Here is an 18979-nt window from a genome sequence, read left to right on the forward strand (position 1 = left end):
GAGAGACCAGCCATGACCGTTATCAGTTCGCAGAAAAACGCCGAGACCCTGAGCTTCACCGTCATCGCCGAGTTCGACGCCGGCGTCGAGCGCGTCTGGCAGGTCTGGGAAGACCCGCGCCAGCTCGAGCGCTGGTGGGGGCCGCCCACCTGGCCCGCGACCTTCGATGGCCACGACTTCGTGTCCGGAGGGAAGGCCAGCTATTACATGACCGGGCCCGACGGCGAGAAGAGCCGGGGCTGGTGGCGGTTCACCGCCATCGAGGCTCCCCACCGCCTGGAGTTCGACGACGGTTTCGCCGACGAGAACGGCGATCCGATCCCCGCGATGGGCACCAGTCATGCCGTGATGCGGCTTAAGGCAGTCGGCAACCGCACGCGGATGACCATGGTGTCCACCTTCGACTCCGCAGATGCGCTGGAGAAGGTTCTCGCCATGGGCGTGGAAGAGGGGATGAAGCAGGCCCTCGGTCAGATCGACGCCATCCTGGCCGGATCCGAGGTCCGCTGACCGCAATCGGTCCGCATCAGATCCGCACAAGAACACCCCCGTAGGTGCCTTCGCCGGCACGTACGGGGGTGTTTTTCGCATCGAAGGCCCGCCGGTACTACCCGCCGAGGATCTTCGCCTTCTGCACCCCGAACTCCTGTTCCGTGAGAATCCCCTGCTCTTTCAGCGCAGCAAGCTCTTTGAGCTGCTCGATTGCTTCGTTGGAGATTCCCCCGGCTGCGGGCGGTGGCGGCGGCTGGTACGCAGGTTCTTGATACGCGGGCTGCTGCTGGGCCATCTGCGCGTCGTAGGCCTCCTGCTGCTTGGCCGCCGTCGCGGCGTCCTTCTCGGCGAACTTGTTAGCCTGCCGTCGCTGGACGCGGCCGCTCACGGCAGATGCTGTGCCGGCTACCACCGCTGTCCGTGCCATACCCCTGAGTAATCCCATAATTCGTCTCCTCTCGCATCGCGTTTTATGTGTGTCAGGCCACGGGCGGGGCGTCGAGGGCCTCGAGGGCTGCCATCACGTCCGGCGCAGGGATCCGCGTGCTCGCGACGAGCTCGCCCCCGCCGTCGCGTACGGCCGCCACGAAGGGTGCCGCCCAGATGTTCTCGTAGACAATCAGCGCGGCGACGCTTCCGGGAAGGATCGCGTCAGCTGCCTCGGCGATTTCCTCTTCGCCGAGAAGCCCGCTCTGCGCGCCGTCAAAGTAGGAGAACGACTCTGCGGGACCGCCTGGATCAGTGAGCTCGAGAACCTCGACGGCGCCGTCCTCGTTTTTCATCACGACAAGGAGATCGAAGAGCCGGATCACACCCTGCTCAACGAGCCGTATCAGTTCTTCACTGGCCCGCCCCGTCAGTCCAGCCATGGGGAACTCGAGGAGCACAAAGTCGACCGGCCCGTGGGCCTCGGTCTCCGGTGTGGTTGTCACTGGCATTCCTCCGTTCTGTTTCGAGCGCACTGTCCGGCACGCTCGTCTAAGTGTGGGACGCCGCCTGCCTGTCGGTCACCACCCGCGTCGGATGATTCCGACGGCGGGCGGCCGGCAACTACGCTTCGATGCCCAGGGGATTCTTGAGACCACTTCAGCTCTTCCGAGGAGGCCCCGCATCATCCCTTTCGGGTGAGCCCAACGCCGGTTGCGTGCCGCGCCGGAGGCCCACGCGCCCCGGCGGATTTCCCGCAGCCCGCGGGCAGATCAGGGCGAATGCGCGACGCCGATCCGCCCGGACCTGCCCTCGCGTCGGCACCTGCCCCCGAAAACCTGCCCGCGCAACCCTCCGGAGGGCAAAGAAAAAGCCTCCGGAACCTGTTGGTTCCGGAGGCTTCTCCAAGGGTGGCAGATGAGGGATTCGAACCCCCGTAGGCGTTGCCAGCTGATTTACAGTCAGCCCCCTTTGGCCGCTCGGGTAATCTGCCGAACTTCAAAGAAGATCACTCGCGGCTTCCGTGTTCAGAACCACTGTTTCCAGTTCGTTCCGCTTCCAGCAACCGCGGGCAAGACAACTTTACAGAACTTCCGCCGAAGAATCGAATCGGCGTCCCAGCGGTTCAATAAAGCGCCAAAAAGCCCGGAAAATCAGGCTTCTCCGAGGATGCGGCCGGCGAGTTTGGACTCAAACCGGGCGGCCTGCTCCTCCGTGATCTGATTCAGCTGTACGGCGCGCGCCAGGTCAGCGTGGACGCCGTCCAGTCTCGACGAGGCATCCGCGGCCGGGCTCAAGATGATCGAGGCCGCCAGCGTTGCGGCCGCCACCGACGTCGCGGCCGTCGCGAAACCGCCCGCGGCCGCCGCGGTGGAACGAATGACATAGTGGACGGCCTTGTTCTGCATGAGCTGGCACCTTTCAAGCGACTCTTCCAACTCCTGCAACTCTGCCGCGCAAAGCTTCGTTCCCGCCCTGACTCAGCTTTGAGCGGACTGTGAAACCGACCGCACGCCGCCGCCCTTCACAACACGGGCATCCGTACTAGGCTGGATTGCAGACCCAACGGCCCCTTACCGGGCACCCCCCAACCAACAGGAGGACAGTCATGGCAGGCGAATCCACATTCGACGTCGTCAGCAAAGTCGACAAGCAGGAGGTCGCCAATGCGCTGAACCAGGCCCAGAAGGAACTGGCCCAGCGCTACGACTTCAAGGGCGTCGGCGCCGAGGTGGACTTCAGCGGCGAGAAGATCCTCATGAAGGCCAACTCCGAGGAGCGTGTGCTCGCCGTCCTGGATGTGCTGCAGTCCAAGCTCATCCGCCGCGGCATCTCCCTGAAGTCCCTCGACACAGGCGAGCCCTACGCGTCCGGCAAGGAATTCCGGCTCGAAGCCACCATCAAGGAGGGCATTGCGCAGGACCTCGCGAAGAAGATCAACAAGCTCATCCGCGACGAGGGCCCCAAGTCCGTCAAGTCACAGATCCAGGGCGACGAGCTCCGCGTGACATCCAAGTCCCGCGACGACCTCCAGGAGACCATGAACCTGCTGAAGGGCTTCGACGAGGCCGACCTGCAGTTCGTGAACTTCCGAAGCTAGGCACTTATCCGCGGCGCTCGTTTCCGCACGCCGCGCCAAAGGGCTGTCGCACCGGGTCTTCCCGCGCCGGCAGCCCTTTCGCGCGTCGCCCGACACTGCGCCCGCCGCGGGACATTGCGCGCGCGGGACGTTAAGCGCGTCGCAACCCGCAGTCGGCCGCCACGTTAGCCCAGCGGCTGGCCGGCCATCCGCTCCAGCCGGCCAATGCGCTCGCTCATCGGCGGGTGGGTCGAGAACATTTTCGCCACACCGCCGGCGCGGAACGGGTTCGCGATCATCAGGTGCGAGGCGTTGACCAGCCGCTGCTCCTGCGGCAGCGGTGCCAGCTGCACGCCCTGCTCGATCTTGCGCAGGGCTGAGGCGAGCGCCAGCGGGTCTCCCGTGAGTTTGGACCCGTCCTCGTCGGCGTCGAACTCCCGGGTGCGGGAGATGGCCATCTGGATCAGCGACGCCGCAAACGGCGCCAGCAACGCCATGGCAATCGCGGCGATGGGGTTGGCGTTGCGCCGGTCCCCGCCGCCGCCGAAGATCAGGAACATCTGAGCCACCGAGGTGATAACACCGGCGACGGCGGCAGCCACCGACGAGGTCAGGATGTCCCGGTTATAGACGTGCATCAGCTCGTGGCCAAGCACGCCGCGGAGTTCCCGGGCGTCGAGGAGCCGGAGGATGCCTTCGGTGCAGCACACCGCGGCGTTTTGCGGGTTCCGGCCGGTCGCGAATGCATTCGGGGCCATCGTGGGTGAAATGTAGATCCGCGGCATCGGCTGCTGCGCCGTGGCGGAGAGTTCCCGGACAATCTGGTGGAGCTGGGGCGCTTCGGCTTCCGTCACGGGAAAAGCCTGCATGGACCGGATGGCGATCTTGTCACTGTTCCAGTAGCCGTAGGCCGTGGTGGCGACGCCAACCAGGGCCATGATCCAGATCGGCGCGGAGCTGCCCATACTGGAGGCCATCAGCGCGCCGAGACCCAGGAGCACCGCCCACAGGACGCCGAAAAGGGCTGCGGTCTTCAGTCCGTTGTGATGCTGATGCACTGTTCCTCCTGAAGTCGTCCGACTGTGGACCCACACCCGGAAAACGTCCCGCTACGGCACGGGGTTCCGCGCGTCGTACTTCAGGAAGCCAGACTGCCAGTGCGCCACGGCCCAGGCCACCGCGATGCACAACAGGCCGCCCAGAAGCAGAACCCAGCCTTCACTCAGAATTTTAGTCCCCCCGCCCGCAAGCATGTCCCCCACCCGGGGCCCGCCGGCGACCACCACGATGAACACGCCCTGCAGCCGGCCGCGCAGGTGGTCCGGCGTGGATGACTGCAGGATCGTCGTGCGGAAGACCGCGCTGACGGAGTCTGCGATTCCGGCCAGCCCGCAGCACAGGGCGGCGGGCAGCAGCCACCAGGTCACGCCGTCGGCGCCGGAGTTCCCGGCGAGCACAACGACGAGGCCGAAGCCGGCAATCGAGGCGCCCCAGCCCATCACGGACCAGACAACGGCTGCCCCCTGCCGCCGCACCGCACCCAGCGGGCCGGAGAAGAGGCCGGCCAGGAACGCGCCGACGGCGGTGGACGCCAGCAGGATCCCCACCGTGGTTTCGCCGCCGCCGATCATGACGGCGCCGATCGCGGGCAGCAGGGCCCGGGGCTGGGCGAAGATCATCGCGATGATGTCCACGACGAAGGTCATCCTCAGGTTGGGTCGAGTGCCCAGGAAGCGGAAGCCCTCGACGACGGACCGCAGCCCCGCGGGCCGCGCCCGGTCCCCCGGCGGCATGGCCGGCAGCCTCAGCAAGGCCCACAGTGCGAAGGCAAAGGTGACGACGTCGACCGTATAGGTCCAGGCGAACCCCACCGTTGCCACCAGCAGCCCGGCCAAAAGCGGCCCGGCCGTGAAGGTAAGGCCGAAGCTCATCATGCTCAGCGCATTGGCGGCCGGCAGGAGCTCCTTGCGGACCAGCAGCGGGATAATGGCGCTGCGGGCCGGCTGGTTGATGGCCTGCGCGCCGCTCTGCACCGCAACAAGGGCATACAGCACCCAGACATTCCCCAGCTGCAGCCAGGCCTGCAGGGCCAGGCAGGCGGTGGTCAGCCACAGCACCGACGAGGCCAGGAGCGCCACCGTGCGGCGGTCGTGGGCGTCCGCGATCGACCCGCCCAGCAGCCCGCCGACGACCAGCGGGACGAGGGCGAAGATGCTCAGCAGCCCGACGTACAGGCTGTCCTGGGTGAGCCGGTAAACCTCAAGGCTCACGGCCACCAGGGTCAACTGGCTCCCCAGGGCCGCGACGGCGGATCCCAGCCACAGGCGGCGGAACGCCGGACTCTCGCGCAAGGGCGTGATGTCCGCCAGAAGATTCCCCACCCGGACACTCTAGTGGCGCAGGACCGGCGGCCCGGTGACCCCGGCGAGTGACGCGCGCGACGCGACGGAAGCCGGCCCCTGCAGAGTCATAAGCCGCGCCTTATTATGATCGACTCATAATAAGTGCTTGAATGGGGGCATGACGGAATCGACGGGCACCCACGAGGCATGGGCTGCCGCCCTGCGCGCCCACGGCCGCCGGGTGACGAAGCAGCGGCTGGCAGTGCTGGCCGCCGTCGAGCATCACCCGCATTCCCCCGCCGAGAACATCCTCGCCGCCGCCCGCCAAGAACTCCCCGAACTGACCGCGCAGTCCGTCTATGTGGTGCTGGGGGATCTGACGAATCTGCAGATGTTGCGCCGGTTTGAGCCCCCGCACTCCCCTGCGCTGTACGAGACGCGGGTGGGCGACAACCACCACCACGCCGTCTGCATCAGCTGCGGGCGGGTGGAGGACGTCGAATGCGCCGTCGGCCACGCGCCCTGCCTGACGCCGCACTGGGATGAGGGCTCCAAGCCGATGACCATCCAGATCGCCGACGTGCTGTACCAGGGCATCTGCCAGGACTGCCAGCGCACCCAACAACTTCCCGCCGAACGTAAATAAGAAGAAACAAGAAATAGGAGAACGATGACTCAGCACATCTCTGCGCCCGCCGTGTCCACGACACAGTCCGGCGCCCCGGTCACTTCCGATGCCCACTCGAAATCCGTCGGCGCTGACGGCGCGATCATCCTCACCGACCACTACCTGATCGAAAAACTGGCGCAGTTCAACCGCGAGCGCGTGCCGGAGCGCGTGGTGCATGCCAAGGGCGGCGGCGCCTTCGGCACGTTCAAGACCTCCGAGGACGTCTCGAAGTACACCAAGGCCGCACTGTTCCAGCCGGGCACTGAGACCGAGATGCTCATCCGCTTCTCCTCCGTCGCCGGCGAGGCAGGGTCCCCCGATACCTGGCGCGACCCCCGCGGTTTCGCCGTGAAGTTCTACACCACCGAGGGCAACTACGACCTCGTCGGCAACAACACCCCGGTGTTCTTCATCCGCGACGGCATCAAGTTCCCGGACTTCATCCACTCGCAGAAGCGTCTCCCGGGCACCCACCTGCGCGATGCCGACATGCAGTGGGACTTCTGGACCCTCTCCCCCGAGTCCGCACACCAGGTCACCTGGCTCATGGGCGACCGCGGCCTGCCGGCCTCCTGGCGTGAAATGCAGGGCTACGGCTCGCACACCTACCAGTGGATCAACGCCGAGGGCGAGCGCTTCTGGGTTAAGTACCACTTCAAGTCCAACCAGGGCGTCAAGTCCATGACCGGCGACGAGGCCGAGGCACTGGCCGGCGCTGACGGCGACTTCTACATCCGCGATCTGCAGGAAAACATCGCTGCCGGCAACTTCCCGTCCTGGGACCTCCACGTCCAGGTCATGCCGTACGAGGATGCCAAGACGTACCGCTTCAACCCGTTCGACCTCACCAAGGTCTGGCCGCACGGGGACTACCCGCTGATCAAGGTCGGCACCATGGAACTGAACAAGAACCCGGAGAACTACTTCGCGCAGATCGAGCAGGCCGCTTTCGCGCCGTCGAACTTTGTGCCGGGCATCGCCGCCTCCCCGGACAAGATGCTGCAGGCCCGCATCTTCTCCTACGCGGACGCGCACCGCTACCGCGTGGGCACCAACCACGCCCAGCTGCCGGTCAACCTGCCCAAGAACCAGGTCAACAACTACAGCCAGGACGGCGCCGGCCGCTACCACTTCAACGCGCCCTCGGTTCCGGTCTACGCACCGAACTCCGTCGGCGGCCCGGCTGCCGTGGAGCCTGCGGTTGCCGGCGGCGGCTGGGAGAACGACGGCGAGCTGACGCTCTCCGCGCACTCCCTGCACGCTGAGGACGGCGACTTCGGCCAGGCCGGCACGCTGTACCGCGAGGTCTTCAACGACGGCGAAAAGGCCCGCCTGCTGGACACCGTCACCGGTGCCGTCAGCGGCGTCAAGACCGCTGAGATCAAGGAACGCGCCATCCAGTACTGGACGAACGTCGACGCCGAGTTCGGTGCCAAGCTGCGCGCCAACCTGGGTGCAGGCCAGGTCGAGTCCGACGCCGAGGCCGCCAACAAGGTCTGATCCTCAGGCTCGGCCGGGGGCACCCGCACCGTAGGCACCCCGTTTGGGGAAGGGCATCCCGCCGCGAATATGCGCGGCGGGATGCCCTTGGTGTATCACAACGTGGCCGCGCCGCTATAGTCGGGTAGATGAATTCGCGAATCATTTACCTGGTCGGCAGCTCCGGCCACCCCAACTTCGGCGATGAGTTCATCGCCGCTGCGTGGCTGAAATACCTGGCCGTAGCCCGCCCCGACGCCGACGTCTGGCTGGACTGCCCCCAACCCGGCATGGCGCAGGTACTGTTCGAGGGCATGCACCCGCGGCTTCGGGTCACCAACACGCTCTGGCGCCTGGTCCACGACAACGCCGAGCTCCCCGCCGAAGTGGCGGCGAAAAACATCCGCGAACGCGTTGCCGGCTTCGGCACGCCGGCCTACGATCTGGGCATCCTCAAGCTTCGGGAAGCCGGGTCCCTGCATCTCATCGGCGGCGGCTACGTCAACGACACGTGGCCGCACCACGCCGGCCTCGTCGTCGGAATGCGTGCCGTCAGTGAACTGACCGGGGCAAAGCTTTACGCCACCGGACAGGGCCTGATGCCGGCGCTCGCTCCGGCCCCCGCGGAAGCCCCGCTGTTCCGGGGTTTCGATCACGCCCACGCACGGGACCAGGCCAGCGCCGACGCACACGGGCTGGAACTGGGCCTCGACGACGCGTTCCTGGGCGTCACCGGGGAAATCGGGCGCAACGACGCCCCATCGGGACTTTATGTCTGCATCCAGAGCGACATGGCTGATCCCGGACGGTTCCAGGCCGCCGTCGAACTGGCACGGACGGAGGTCGAGACTGCCCGCCGCCGAGGGACCAAGGCTTACTACGTCGAGGCGATTCCCGGCGTCGACCATGCCGCCTACGAGCGCATGGCAGACCTCATCCCCGAGACCCGGTTCATATCATTCGCCCAGGTTTGGACCCACGGCCTTCCCCTGTCCGCCCAGCAGACCTGGGTCACCAGCCGCTTCCACATCCATCTGCTGGCGGCTGCCGCGGGTGCCCGAGGCATTGCCGTCGGCGTGAAAAAGGGCTACTACGACGTCAAGCATGAGTCCGTGGCCGCTCTGGGAAGCGGCTGGTCGCTGGCCCTGGGCAGCGACGCTCCCGCCATGCCGCAGCAGCCCGGATCCTTGCGGGGTGACCTGCCTGCACTCACGGCACGGAAACGCGCAGAGGCCGGCACTCTCTATCCGCCGCTGCACGGCCAGACCGGATCCCTGACTGCCGGGGCCGCCAAGCTCTTCAACAAAGCCGTGGCCGCCCCGCTGAAGAACAAGATCCGGGCCGGAGCGCGCTGAAAAGACCATGCTGAATGGGCTTCTTGAGCTGCTTCCACATGCTCCGACCGTTATTTTCCTTGTAGCCGCATTTTTCCTCCCGGGGCTTCTGGTGCTCCTACCGCTGAAGCCGGGCTTGCCGGCCGCCATCGCTCTCAGCCCGGCCATCACCCTGCTGATCTTTCTGGCCGGAAGCATCGTGGCGGACTCCCTGGGCGTGCCGTGGAACGCCGCCACGGCCGCCCTGACGGCCCTGCCGCCTGTCCTTGCCGCGTGGCTTGCCGGGAGGAGGCTCAGCTTCCGCACACCCCTGTGGCCCGGCGGCCTCGGCGCGCCTGCGAAACTGGCTGTTGGTGCGGGCGTGGCAATCGGTTCCATGGTGACCTGCCTGGCGCTGCTCCGCGGAATCGGCGACCCGGCCAAAGCGTCGCAGGGCTGGGATCCGATCTTCCATTTGAACGTGCTGACGTGGATCCAGGAGTCCGGCAGCGCCACGCCGTGGGGCGTCGCTCCGATATTCGGTGCCGGTCGGTCCACGTACTACCCCGCGGGCTGGCACAGCGCAGTGTCGCTGGTCCCGGGCAGTATGACGGAAGCGGCCAACCTGTCCTCGATCGTCATCGGCGGCATGATCTGGCCAATTGGCCTGATGTTTCTGGCCTCCGCAGTCCTGCCGCGGCATCCAGCGGCCTGGGCACTGACGCCGGTGTTCGCTGCTTCGTTCGTCAGCTTTCCTTTCTCCCAGCTGCTCCGCAGCGGCCAGTGGCCCAACGGCCTCTCCACGGCCCTGGTCCCCGCCACGCTCGCCGTCGGAGTCCTCTTTCTACGGCACCTGACTTCCGCGGAGCGTGCCGGAACGCCGGCCCGGGAGCGTGTGCTCCTGGCGGCTGTTCTGGCCGCAGTCCTCGGCGGCTGTGCTGCCGCGCACCCGAGTGCCGTTTTTGCCACCGCCGTTGCCATCCTCCCCTTTGTGGTCGCCAGCCTGCTGCCGCTCGTGGTGCGGGGCGCGCGTCGCCGACCTTGGCCTGCGGTCGCGGCGGCTGGAGCTGTGGTGGCTGCTGCGGTGGCGGTCTCCGCGGTGCTGGCCAACTCCCGGCTGCTCACCGGGGTGATGGCCTACAAGCGTGCCGTGCGGGCCGAAGTGCCGGATTCACTGCAACTTGCGTTCTTCGACCTTCCGAGGTTTCCGGCCTTGTCCCCGCCTGCCCCGGACGATTTCAACCTCGCGGTGGGGCTGCTGGTGATCGTCGGCGCTGCCACGGCCGTCTTCATCAGGGAGGCGCGGCCGCTGGCCATCGCCTGGCTGGCCTTTGTTGCCCTTTACGTGCTTGCTGCCGGACCCGAAAACGCACTGAGGTGGCTGACGGGCTTCTGGTATAAAGACACGCAGCGAATCGCCCCGTTCATCGCGATGACGGGCAGCCTGCTGGCGGCCCTGGCCGTCGCGGTGCTCGCGAGGGGCGCACACCGTGTAGTGTCGGCGCGGCTCCCCCCGGCCCGCACCGGCGGCAGGTGGCCCCTGCCCCAGATTGTTGTCGCCCTGTCCGTGGCCGTCCTGGCATACGGAATCTATTGGGAATCGGGGGGCTACCGCTCGGTGGATCGGGTGGCAGTGGCCGCACAGAACTACGTGGTCTCCGACAAACCGGGAACTGGCGTCCTGTCCAGCGGTGAACAAGAATTCATCGAGCGGGCGGGCGAGTTGCTACCGGACGACGCAGTGGTAATCGGTGACCCCTTCAACGGCGAAACGTACTTCTACGCCCTCACCGGACGACGCGTGGTGTACACGCAGCTGGGCGCCCCGACGGCCGGGAGCGCTGCCAAGGAGCTGCTCCGCACCGGGTTCAATCGGATCGCGACGGACAAGTCGATCTGCGAGGCCGTCCTCAAGGTCGGAGCCACACACTTTTATGAGGACGCGCCCGGTGCATCCCACGGCAGCATCAGCCTGAAGCAATGGCCGGGGTTTTACAACGTGCCGACCGACAGGGGCTTTGAGAAAGTCGCGTCCGCCAATGGCCGCACCCTCTACCGGATCACGGCCTGCGGCTAGCCGTGGTGTGCGGCCGGGGCAAGGGGCAGGCCGCCCTCCAGCGCCCCGCCACGGCGGCCGCGTGTCGGGGCTTTTTTTCGTTTTCCACATAGGGGATGTGCCGCTCGCCGTGGGGCGAGCCATGTCCCTAGGATGCATACATGACCCCATTTGCAGGCATCCCTGACGCCGCCTTCGAGTTCTATACGGAGCTGGAACACAACAACAACCGCGACTGGTGGCTTGCGCATAAGGCCACGTATGACTCCGCGGTCAAGGAACCGCTGACGGGGCTTCTGGCGGAGCTGGAACCCGAGTTCGGCGGGGCCAAACTTTTCCGGCCCAACCGGGATATCCGGTTCTCCCTGGACAAGTCTCCCTACAAGACTGCCCAGGGCGCGGTCGCCACCGTTGCCGAAGGCATGGGCTTCTACGTCCAGCTCGACGCTGACGGCCTGCTCATCGGCGGCGGATACCACACCCACACACCGGCTCAGCTGGCACGTTTCCGCAGCGCCGTGGATGCCCCCTCCACCGGGGAAGTCCTGCAGGAGATTGTCGCGCAGGTCCGCGCCCTCGGCTTCACGGTGGAGGGGGAGACCTTGAAGACGGTCCCGCGGGGGTTCGACAAGCATCATCCCCGCGCGGAGCTGCTGAAGCACAAGTCACTCGCCGCCGGAACGCACGTGGGACGTCCGGGCTGGCTCTCCACGCCGGATGCCGCTGGCGAGGTGGCCAGGCGCTGGGCGCAGCTGCGGCCGCTGGTTGAGTGGATCGGCCGCTACGCCGCGCCATAAGGCGGGCAGCCGCGTGCGGCCGGGCGGGGTCAGACGGCCCGCGTCAGATGTGTTCGCCGTCGGCGGCCAGGCGCCGGTCGAGGTTGTTGAAGAAGACCAGCATCATCAGGTCAAACGCTTTGCTGGCTTCCTCGGGTTGGTTGTTCACGACGAAATCGAACTGGAGCCCGTAGAAGGCTGCCGTGAACAGGCGGGCGTCCGTGTCCGCAAATTCCTCCCGGATGCCCTGGAGCATCAGCCAGTCCCGGGCCTTGTGATGGAGCATCCTGAAATGTTCCTGCGCTGTTCCCCGGGGTGATTCCGCCACAATGTCCTGCGCTGTCGCCTCGAACTCGAGCCTGGCCAGGTGGCGGTTGCGCTGCGCCATGGTCCAGCGCCAGGACTCCAGCAGGAACGCCCGCCAGGCTTCCCGGTCAATGTCCCGCACGTCCGTGGCCCGGATGCTGTCGAGCCGGGATTCGATGGTGCGGATGATTTCGTTGACCAGCTCCTCGCGGTGGCCGAAGTGGTACACGAGCACATAGCTGCTGACCCCCAGCCCCTCGGCCAGGCCACGGAAGGTGAGCTCCGCGAGGGTCTTGTCCATGAGGTAGTCAAGAATGGCGGCCAACAGCTCTGCCTTGCGTTCAGGTCGTGCAGGGCGGGCCATAAATCCATCATAGGGAGCGCGGGCGGAGCGCGCCTGCCGTAACCGATCCGGCGGTCAAACGCCGGGGTCGCCGGAGCCGTGCCGACTCGCTGGAACTTCCAGCGAATTCACACGTCTCCGGCGACCTCGGTGTATCAGTACCGGCGGCCGGCCGTCAGGAGCGGTTGACCGGGGCCTCGTTCTCCGCGGCGGCGGCATTGGCATCAGCGGGTGCCGCAGCCTTGGCCCTGGCGGCGCCCTTGTCTCCGGGGCCGTTGACAGAAGCTTTGGCTTCGGCGAACTTCTCGTTCAGCCGGGAGTGCCGCTGTCCGTAGGAGAAGTAGATGGCCACGCCGATCACGAGCCAGATGGCGAAGAAGATCCAGGTCTCCACTGCCAGGTTGGTCATGAGGTAGAGGCACAGGACGGCCGAGATGATCGGGAGCACCTTGCCGAACGGCACCCGGAACGCCGGCTTCAGGTCGGGGCGCTTCTTCCGCAGCACCAGGACGCCGATGCTCACCGTCACGAACGCGGACAGCGTGCCGATGTTGATCATTTCTTCCAGCAGGTCCACGTTGGTGAGTCCGGCGACAACCGCCACGGCAGCACCGCAGATGATCTGCAGGCGGACCGGCGTCGCGCGGATGGTGCTGGTCTTGGACAGCGAGCGCGGCAGCAGTCCGTCGCGGCTCATGGCCAGCACCACGCGGGAGAGGCCCATCAGCAGCACCATGATCACGGTGGTCAGGCCCACGAGGGACCCGAAGGCGATGATCTTGGCGGCGTCGGTGTTGCCCACGGCCTCGAATGCCGTGGTGAGGGTCGGGTTCTCGGCCTCGGCAAGCTGGGTGTAGGACACCATGCCGGTCAGGGCCAGGGACACCAGGATGTAGAGGACAGTGACGACGGCGAGGCCGCCAAAGATGCCGCGGGGCAGCGTCTTCTGCGGGTCCTTGACTTCCTCGGCCGAGGTGGCGACGACGTCGAAGCCGATGAAGGCGAAGAAGACCAGGGCGGCTCCCGCGAAGATGCCCAGCGTGCCGTACTGCGCCGGGGCAGCCCCGGTGAGGAAGGCGAAAAAGGACTGCTTCATGACGTCGGCGGCACCGGTCCCGCCGGTGGGCTCGGAGGCCGGAACGAACGGAGTGTAGTTTTCGAACTTCACGTAGGTGAAGCCCACCACGATCACAAAGAGGACAACGCCGATCTTGATCAGGGTGAAGATGTTGCCGACACGGGCGGACAGCTTCGTCCCCAGCACCAACAGCACGGTGAACACGGCGACGATCAGGAACGCGCCCCAGTACAGGTCCACACCGCCGAGGGAGATCGACGGAGGGATGTCCACGCCCATCAGCGCAAACACCTTGCTGAGGTAGATGCCCCAGTACTTGGCGATCACAGCACCGGCGGTGAACAGCTCGAGGATGAGGTTCCAGCCGATGATCCAGGCCAGCAGCTCGCCCATTGTCGCGTAGGTGAAGACGTAAGCGGAGCCGGCTACCGGAATGGCGGTGGCGAACTCGGCGTAGCACATGATCGCCAGCGCACACGTGACAGCGGCAATGGCGAAGGAGAGGGTCACGGCCGGGCCGGCGAAGTTTGCTGCAGCCTTGGCGCCGACCGAGAAGATGCCGGCGCCGACGGCAACGGCGACACCCATGATCATCAGGTCCCAGGAGCTGAGCGAGCGCTTCAGCTTGCGTCCGGGTTCATCGGCGTCCGACATGGACTGCTCGATCGATTTGGTCCGGAAAACGTTCATAGGAAAGTCCACAATCTCGATAACTTGTTGGAAACAGACCTATCTATCGTAGTGTCCATCCACTGGACGGCCAGATTTGTCCCACATCGTGAGACGAAAAGACGGGCCGGGCAGGTTTCCCCGCCCGGCCCGTCCGCGCCATTGCAGCGCCGCTCCCGCGCCGCTCCCGCGTCGGTTCAGCGCGTTCCAACGTCCGCTCAGACCGGCCAATCCATCAGCGTGGACCGGATCAGGAACCGTTTGCCCTCAGGTGCTTCCACCGAGAACCCGCTCCCCCTGCCCGGGACCACGTCCACGGTCAGGTGGGTGTGGCTCCAGTAGTTGAATTGTTCCTTCGACATCCAGAAGTCGATCGGCTGCGGCTGCAGGCCGTCGGAAATGTCGAACAGGCCCAGCTGCACGTCCGAGTCCCCGGTGATGAACTCCCCTGCCGGATAACACATTGGCGAGGAACCGTCGCAGCACCCGCCGGACTGATGGAACATCAGCGGTCCGTGCTGGAGCCAGAGCTTGCGCAGCAGTTCCACCGCTTCCGGGGTGAGCGCCACCCGCGAGAAGTCTTCGCCGGGGCGGGTGACTGCAGCATGGAGCTTTGCGTCAGGCATCAGAATCCTTCCTTCATCAGTACTTGATGACCACGCGGCCGTCGATCTTGGCATGTTTCATTTCGTCGAGGACGGCATTCACTTCGGAGAGTTCCCGGGTGGAGACCGTCGGATGGATCTTGCCCTGAGCGTAGAATTCCAAGGCTTCTTCCAGGTCCTGCCGGGTTCCGACAATGGAGCCCCGGACCGTCAGGCCCTTGAGCACAATCTCAAAGATCGGCGCCGGGAAGTCACCCGGCGGCAGGCCGTTGAACACAATCGTTCCGCCGCGGCGGGCCATCCCGATCGCCTGGCCAAATGCTGACGGGTGCACAGCCGTGACGAGGACTCCATGGCAACCTCCGGTTTCGCGCTGGATGACTTCGGCGGGATCCTCGTGCAGGGCATTGACGGTCAGTTCCGCACCGTGCTTCTTTGCCAGGGCGAGCTTGTCATCGGCAATGTCCACTGCGGCAACACGAAGGCCCATGGCCACGGCGTACTGGACAGCAATATGGCCGAGTCCGCCAATTCCCGAGATGGTGACCCACTGGCCGGGCCGGGCCTCGGTCATCTTGAGGCCCTTGTAGACGGTCACCCCGGCGCAGAGCACCGGCGCCACCTCCACGGGGTCCGAACCGGCCGGGATTCTGGCCGCGAAGCGCGTGTCCACCAGCATGTACTCCCCAAAGGAGCCGTCAACGCTGTAGCCGGCATTTTGCTGCGCCTCGCACAGGGTTTCCCAGCCGGTGCGGCAGTACTGGCAATCGCCGCAGGCGGACCAGAGCCAGGCGTTGCCGACGAGGTCCCCGACGGCCAGGTCCGTCACGCCTTCACCGAGGGCAACCACTTCACCGACCCCTTCGTGTCCGGGGATAAACGGCGGGGTCGGCTTGACCGGCCAATCGCCTTCCGCGGCGTGGAGGTCGGTGTGGCAGACGCCGGTGGTCAGTACTTTGACAAGCGCCTCTCCCCGGCCCGGCACTGGAACGGGGAGGGTCTGGATCTGCAGGTCCTTGCCGAATTCGGTTACTACTGCGGCTTGCATCGTCGTCGTCGTCGTTGTCGTCGTCATAGCGAAATCCTTGCGTCATCAAGCGTGGGTGCAGCTAAAAGCGTGTGCAGTGGGCCGTGTCCTTCCGCGTCGGTGCACAAGTGGTGCGGGCGGGGCGGATCCATCGTGATCCGCCCCGCCCGGGTTTTGTTGCGGCTTAGAAGAAGCCGAGCTTGTTCTCGTTGTAGCTGACCAGGAGGTTCTTGGTCTGCTGGTAGTGGTCCAGCATCATCGAGTGGTTCTCGCGGCCGATGCCTGAGGACTTGTAGCCGCCGAACGCAGCGCCCGCCGGGTAGGCGTGGTAGTTGTTGACCCAAACGCGCCCGGCCTGGATCTCCCGCCCGGCACGGTAGGCGACGTTGCCGTTGCGGGACCAGACGCCGGCGCCGAGGCCGTAGAGGGTGTCATTGGCGATGCCCATGGCGTCGTTGTAGTCGCTGAAGCGGGTTACGGACACCACCGGACCGAAGATTTCCTCCTGGAAGATCCGCATCTTGTTGTGGCCTTCGAAGATGGTCGGCTGGACGTAGTAGCCGCCGGCCAGGTCTCCGGGCATTTCGGCCCGGCCGCCGCCGGTGAGCACCTTGGCGCCCTCCTGCTTTCCGATGTCGATGTAGGACAGGATCTTTTCCAGCTGGTCGTTGGAGGCCTGGGCGCCGAGCTGGGTTTCGGTGTCCAGCGGGTTGCCCTGGATGATTTTCTCCACCCGGGCCACGGCGTCGGCCATGAAGGAATCGTAGATGTCTTCCTGGACCAAGGCGCGGGACGGGCAGGTGCAGACTTCACCCTGGTTGAAGGCGAAGAGGGTGAAGCCTTCCTGGGCCTTGTCGTAGAACGCGTCGTTGGTGTCGGCAACGTCGTTGAAGAAGATATTGGGGCTCTTGCCGCCCAGTTCCAGGGTGACCGGGATCAGGTTCTGGCTGGCGTACTGGCTGATCAGCCGGCCGGTGGAGGTTTCGCCGGTGAAGGCGATCTTGCGGATCCGGGGGCTGGAGGCAAGCGGCTTGCCGGCCTCGACGCCGAAGCCGTTGACCACGTTGAGGACGCCGGCCGGAAGCAGGTCGCCGATGAGCTCCATCAGCACCATGATCGAGGACGGGGTCTGCTCGGCCGGCTTCAGGACGACGGCGTTGCCGGCGGCGAGGGCCGGGGCGAGCTTCCAGACGGCCATCAGGATCGGGAAGTTCCAGGGGATGATCTGGCCGACGACGCCGAGCGGCTCATGGTAGTGGTAGGCGGTGGTGTCGTCGTCGAGCTGGGACAGCCGGCCCTCCTGGGCGCGGACGGCGGAGGCGAAGTAGCGGAAGTGGTCGGCGGCGAGGGGGATGTCCGCGTTGAGGGTCTCGCGGATCGGCTTGCCGTTGTCCCAGGATTCGGCGACGGCGAGCATCTCGAGGTTCTCGTCGATCCGGTCGGCGATCTTGTTCAGGATCGCGGCGCGCTCGGCGACGGAGGTCTTGCCCCAGGAGGGTGCAACCTTGTGGGCGGCGTCGAGGGCCAGCTCGATGTCCTCGGCGGTGCCGCGGGCGACCTCGCAGAATACCTTGCCGGTGACGGGGGTGATGTTCTCGAAGTACTGGCCCTTGACCGGGGCAACCCACTCGCCGCCGATCCAGTTCTCGTAGCGGTCCTTGAAAGTGACCTTCGAACCCTCGGTACCCGGCTGTGCGTAGACAGTCATTGCAGCTCCTTTGCTGTTCACGATTGAGGCGGCCAGATATCGGCGCCGCCGTTGCGTTCAGCCTAGGAGCAAGGGGGTTGCAGTCAGGTTGCAATGAAAGTGACCCGGGTCACCTGCCCGGGAGCGGTATCGGGTCAGGCGCTGAGTTCGGTCTCGAGCCGTTCCAGATCAGCGACCACCGCGGCGCGTTTCGGCGAGCGCGGCGGCAGGAGCTTCAGTGCTGCGACCCGGATCTCGACGTCGTCCCTCGCCTCGGGAAGCTCGGCGTACCTCAGGAGCGACTCGGCGCTGCCGTCCGTCAACACAGCTTCCCGGAGCAGGGAGGAGACCCGGTTCCGCAGTTCGACGATGCCAGGGGCTTCGGAGCGGGGCAGGACCGCGCCCCGGTAGATCTCCAGGGCGATCCGGTGGGCGCCGCGCTGCAGGCAGTTCAGGACCTGTCCGGAGTCCGGCACCAGGTCCAGTGGCAGCCGGTAGGGACGGGACTCCGGAACTGCACCCGGATTCAGCTGCTGGAGCACCTTGCGCAGGCGCACCATCTCGGCCCGCAGTGTCATGGTGGAAGCGTCCCCCGGGTACAGAAAGTTGCAGAGTTCCTCGGCGTTGAGGCCTTCCGGGTGCGTGCTGAGAAGGGTCAGGATCTCGCTGTGCCGGGCGGAAAGCGCCACAGTGCGCCCGTCGATGCTGAGCAGCGCCTGGTCCCGGCCGAGGAGCTGGAGGCTATTGCGGTACAGGCTGGTGGCGGCCGGCGCGTTCGGCGCAGCCGAATTACGACGCCGGGCCGGCGACGTCTGGCGCGCGGCGGCGAGCTGCAGCCGCTCCACGCGGAGGTGGGCCTGGGCCGCGGCCACGGTGGCTTCGACCAGTGAGAGGGTGTGCGGGGCCACGGCGGACTCGGTGCCGGTGATGTCCACCACCCCCAGGAGGGCGCCGGAATCCGGATCGTGGAAAGGAACGGCAGTGCAGCTCCACGGGTGGACGGAGCGCTTGTAATGTTCCGCGCCGGAGATCTGGATGCCCCGGCCCAGGGCAAGTGCGGTGCCGGGGGCGCTGGTGCCCACGGTGGCTTCGGACCAGTCGGCTCCGGGAACGAACATCATGCCTTCAGCCCGGCGCTGCATGGCGGCGTCGCCTTCGACCCAGAGGAGCCGGCCCACCTCATCCCCCACGGCCACGAGCATCCCGCTGTCGTGGCTGGGCAGGACCAGCAGCTTGTGGATGACCGGCATGATGGCGGCCAGCGGATGCTGCCGCCGGTATTCTTCGAGTTCTTCGCGGTCCATCGCCAGCGGGGCCTCGGGGTTGTCAGGGTTCGCCTGCAACTGCGCCGACCTCCGCCAGGACTCCTGGATGAGGCTGCTCAGACCCGGCAGCTGCAAGTCCTCCGGCAGCCCCAGCCCCCGTGAGTCCAGCTGTTCATGCCCGGCATTGGCGAAGTGCTGGCGCAACTGCGCGCTGACCCCGTTCTCCGGCTGGAGCGGGCCAGCCGGACGGACCAAATTCCTCATTGAACTCCCACGTCAAGCGCGACGGCATGCCGGAGGCAACCATGTCCAGTCGAGTCTACGGGGCGTTCCGGGCCCCCGCCAGAGCGGCGGCGACAGGAGGG

18 protein-coding genes and 1 tRNA gene are annotated in these 18979 nt (G+C 66.3%); 7 read left to right on the top strand and 12 right to left on the bottom strand.

The genetic code is table 11. The annotated features are described in order from the left end of the window. The first annotated feature begins 12 nt into the window (after positions 1–12). On the top strand, positions 13–510 hold the full coding sequence (locus AC6EUH_RS02190) for an SRPBCC family protein (protein ID WP_499737670.1): 498 nt from the start codon (positions 13–15) through the stop codon (positions 508–510). 97 nt (positions 511–607) lie between these two features. Here the strand turns inward: AC6EUH_RS02190 and AC6EUH_RS02195 are convergent, their stop codons facing one another. The 4 genes from AC6EUH_RS02195 to AC6EUH_RS02210 all read right to left on the bottom strand — a co-directional run bounded on the left by AC6EUH_RS02195 (position 608) and on the right by AC6EUH_RS02210 (position 2327). Beyond that, positions 608–880, bottom strand: coding sequence for an SHOCT domain-containing protein (locus tag AC6EUH_RS02195; RefSeq protein WP_326951768.1), 273 nt, complete (start codon positions 878–880; stop codon positions 608–610). A gap of 91 nt (positions 881–971) precedes the next feature. Beyond that, on the bottom strand, positions 972–1430 hold the full coding sequence (locus tag AC6EUH_RS02200) for a DUF6325 family protein (protein ID WP_056424988.1): 459 nt from the start codon (positions 1428–1430) through the stop codon (positions 972–974). 400 nt (positions 1431–1830) lie between these two features. Further along, positions 1831–1912 (bottom strand) — tRNA-Tyr (locus tag AC6EUH_RS02205). Between the two features lie 160 nt (positions 1913–2072). Beyond that, the gene (locus AC6EUH_RS02210) at positions 2073–2327 is read right to left on the bottom strand and encodes a hypothetical protein (RefSeq protein WP_056424958.1); all 255 of its coding nucleotides are present in this window, start codon (positions 2325–2327) and stop codon (positions 2073–2075) included. 200 nt (positions 2328–2527) lie between these two features. On the opposite strand from AC6EUH_RS02210, the gene AC6EUH_RS02215 reads away from it, so the two are divergent. Further along, complete coding sequence (locus AC6EUH_RS02215; RefSeq protein WP_056424955.1) at positions 2528–3019, top strand: YajQ family cyclic di-GMP-binding protein; 492 nt, start codon at positions 2528–2530, stop codon at positions 3017–3019. A 164-nt stretch (positions 3020–3183) separates the two neighbouring features. On the opposite strand, the gene htpX is transcribed toward AC6EUH_RS02215, so the two are convergent. Then, positions 3184–4056, bottom strand: a complete 873-nt coding sequence (gene htpX / locus AC6EUH_RS02220) for a zinc metalloprotease HtpX (RefSeq protein WP_499737671.1) — start codon at positions 4054–4056, stop codon at positions 3184–3186. A gap of 51 nt (positions 4057–4107) precedes the next feature. Further along, positions 4108–5379 carry an MFS transporter gene (locus tag AC6EUH_RS02225; protein ID WP_056424948.1) on the bottom strand — a complete coding sequence of 424 codons (1272 nt, stop codon included), beginning with the start codon at positions 5377–5379 and terminating at the stop codon, positions 4108–4110. Between the two features lie 139 nt (positions 5380–5518). Between AC6EUH_RS02225 and AC6EUH_RS02230 the strand changes: the two genes are divergently transcribed. The 5 genes from AC6EUH_RS02230 (at position 5519) to AC6EUH_RS02250 (ending at position 11655) form a co-directional block, all read left to right on the top strand. Then, complete coding sequence (locus AC6EUH_RS02230) at positions 5519–5986, top strand: Fur family transcriptional regulator (protein WP_499737672.1); 468 nt, start codon at positions 5519–5521, stop codon at positions 5984–5986. 24 nt (positions 5987–6010) lie between these two features. Beyond that, a complete protein-coding gene (locus tag AC6EUH_RS02235; protein WP_499737673.1) occupies positions 6011–7510 on the top strand; it encodes a catalase in 1500 nt (499 codons plus the stop codon). 128 nt (positions 7511–7638) lie between these two features. Next, a complete protein-coding gene (locus AC6EUH_RS02240) occupies positions 7639–8844 on the top strand; it encodes a polysaccharide pyruvyl transferase family protein (RefSeq protein ID WP_499737674.1) in 1206 nt (401 codons plus the stop codon). Between the two features lie 7 nt (positions 8845–8851). Continuing rightward, positions 8852–10879 carry a DUF6541 family protein gene (locus tag AC6EUH_RS02245; RefSeq protein ID WP_499737675.1) on the top strand — a complete coding sequence of 676 codons (2028 nt, stop codon included), beginning with the start codon at positions 8852–8854 and terminating at the stop codon, positions 10877–10879. 140 nt (positions 10880–11019) lie between these two features. After that, positions 11020–11655, top strand: a complete 636-nt coding sequence (locus AC6EUH_RS02250; RefSeq protein WP_499737676.1) for a DUF2461 domain-containing protein — start codon at positions 11020–11022, stop codon at positions 11653–11655. A 43-nt stretch (positions 11656–11698) separates the two neighbouring features. Here the strand turns inward: AC6EUH_RS02250 and AC6EUH_RS02255 are convergent, their stop codons facing one another. The 6 genes from AC6EUH_RS02255 to AC6EUH_RS02280 form a co-directional block, all read right to left on the bottom strand. Then, positions 11699–12304, bottom strand: coding sequence for a TetR/AcrR family transcriptional regulator (locus AC6EUH_RS02255; RefSeq protein ID WP_056424928.1), 606 nt, complete (start codon positions 12302–12304; stop codon positions 11699–11701). A 154-nt stretch (positions 12305–12458) separates the two neighbouring features. Continuing rightward, positions 12459–14051: an amino acid permease gene (locus AC6EUH_RS02260; RefSeq protein WP_056424926.1), complete on the bottom strand. Its 1593-nt coding sequence runs from the start codon at positions 14049–14051 to the stop codon at positions 12459–12461. Positions 14052–14248: 197 nt separating this feature from the next. Further along, positions 14249–14656 (bottom strand): DUF779 domain-containing protein, encoded by a 408-nt coding sequence (locus AC6EUH_RS02265; RefSeq protein WP_056424923.1) that lies wholly within the window; start codon positions 14654–14656, stop codon positions 14249–14251. A gap of 16 nt (positions 14657–14672) precedes the next feature. Then, positions 14673–15683, bottom strand: coding sequence for an alcohol dehydrogenase AdhP (gene adhP / locus AC6EUH_RS02270; RefSeq protein WP_056424920.1), 1011 nt, complete (start codon positions 15681–15683; stop codon positions 14673–14675). A 163-nt stretch (positions 15684–15846) separates the two neighbouring features. Beyond that, entirely contained in the window at positions 15847–17370 is a 1524-nt protein-coding gene (exaC, locus tag AC6EUH_RS02275; RefSeq protein WP_056424918.1) for an acetaldehyde dehydrogenase ExaC, read from the bottom strand. Between the two features lie 134 nt (positions 17371–17504). Beyond that, positions 17505–18878, bottom strand: a complete 1374-nt coding sequence (locus AC6EUH_RS02280; protein WP_056424915.1) for a GAF domain-containing protein — start codon at positions 18876–18878, stop codon at positions 17505–17507. Between the last annotated feature and the right edge of the window lie 101 nt (positions 18879–18979).

It is taken from the genome of Arthrobacter sp. 001422645 (assembly GCF_059816125.1).

Coding starts and splice junctions, on each gene's coding strand:
- AC6EUH_RS02240 (WP_499737674.1), top strand. CDS start 7,639: ATGAATTCGCGAATCATTTACCTGGTCGGCAGCTCCGGCCACCCCAAC.
- AC6EUH_RS02210 (WP_056424958.1), bottom strand. CDS start 2,327: ATGCAGAACAAGGCCGTCCACTATGTCATTCGTTCCACCGCGGCGGCC.
- AC6EUH_RS02200 (WP_056424988.1), bottom strand. CDS start 1,430: ATGCCAGTGACAACCACACCGGAGACCGAGGCCCACGGGCCGGTCGAC.
- exaC (WP_056424918.1), bottom strand. CDS start 17,370: ATGACTGTCTACGCACAGCCGGGTACCGAGGGTTCGAAGGTCACTTTC.
- AC6EUH_RS02190 (WP_499737670.1), top strand. CDS start 13: ATGACCGTTATCAGTTCGCAGAAAAACGCCGAGACCCTGAGCTTCACC.
- AC6EUH_RS02235 (WP_499737673.1), top strand. CDS start 6,011: ATGACTCAGCACATCTCTGCGCCCGCCGTGTCCACGACACAGTCCGGC.
- adhP (WP_056424920.1), bottom strand. CDS start 15,683: ATGCAAGCCGCAGTAGTAACCGAATTCGGCAAGGACCTGCAGATCCAG.
- AC6EUH_RS02250 (WP_499737676.1), top strand. CDS start 11,020: ATGACCCCATTTGCAGGCATCCCTGACGCCGCCTTCGAGTTCTATACG.
- AC6EUH_RS02265 (WP_056424923.1), bottom strand. CDS start 14,656: ATGCCTGACGCAAAGCTCCATGCTGCAGTCACCCGCCCCGGCGAAGAC.
- AC6EUH_RS02230 (WP_499737672.1), top strand. CDS start 5,519: ATGACGGAATCGACGGGCACCCACGAGGCATGGGCTGCCGCCCTGCGC.
- AC6EUH_RS02255 (WP_056424928.1), bottom strand. CDS start 12,304: ATGGCCCGCCCTGCACGACCTGAACGCAAGGCAGAGCTGTTGGCCGCC.
- AC6EUH_RS02280 (WP_056424915.1), bottom strand. CDS start 18,878: ATGAGGAATTTGGTCCGTCCGGCTGGCCCGCTCCAGCCGGAGAACGGG.
- AC6EUH_RS02245 (WP_499737675.1), top strand. CDS start 8,852: ATGCTGAATGGGCTTCTTGAGCTGCTTCCACATGCTCCGACCGTTATT.
- AC6EUH_RS02260 (WP_056424926.1), bottom strand. CDS start 14,051: ATGAACGTTTTCCGGACCAAATCGATCGAGCAGTCCATGTCGGACGCC.
- AC6EUH_RS02215 (WP_056424955.1), top strand. CDS start 2,528: ATGGCAGGCGAATCCACATTCGACGTCGTCAGCAAAGTCGACAAGCAG.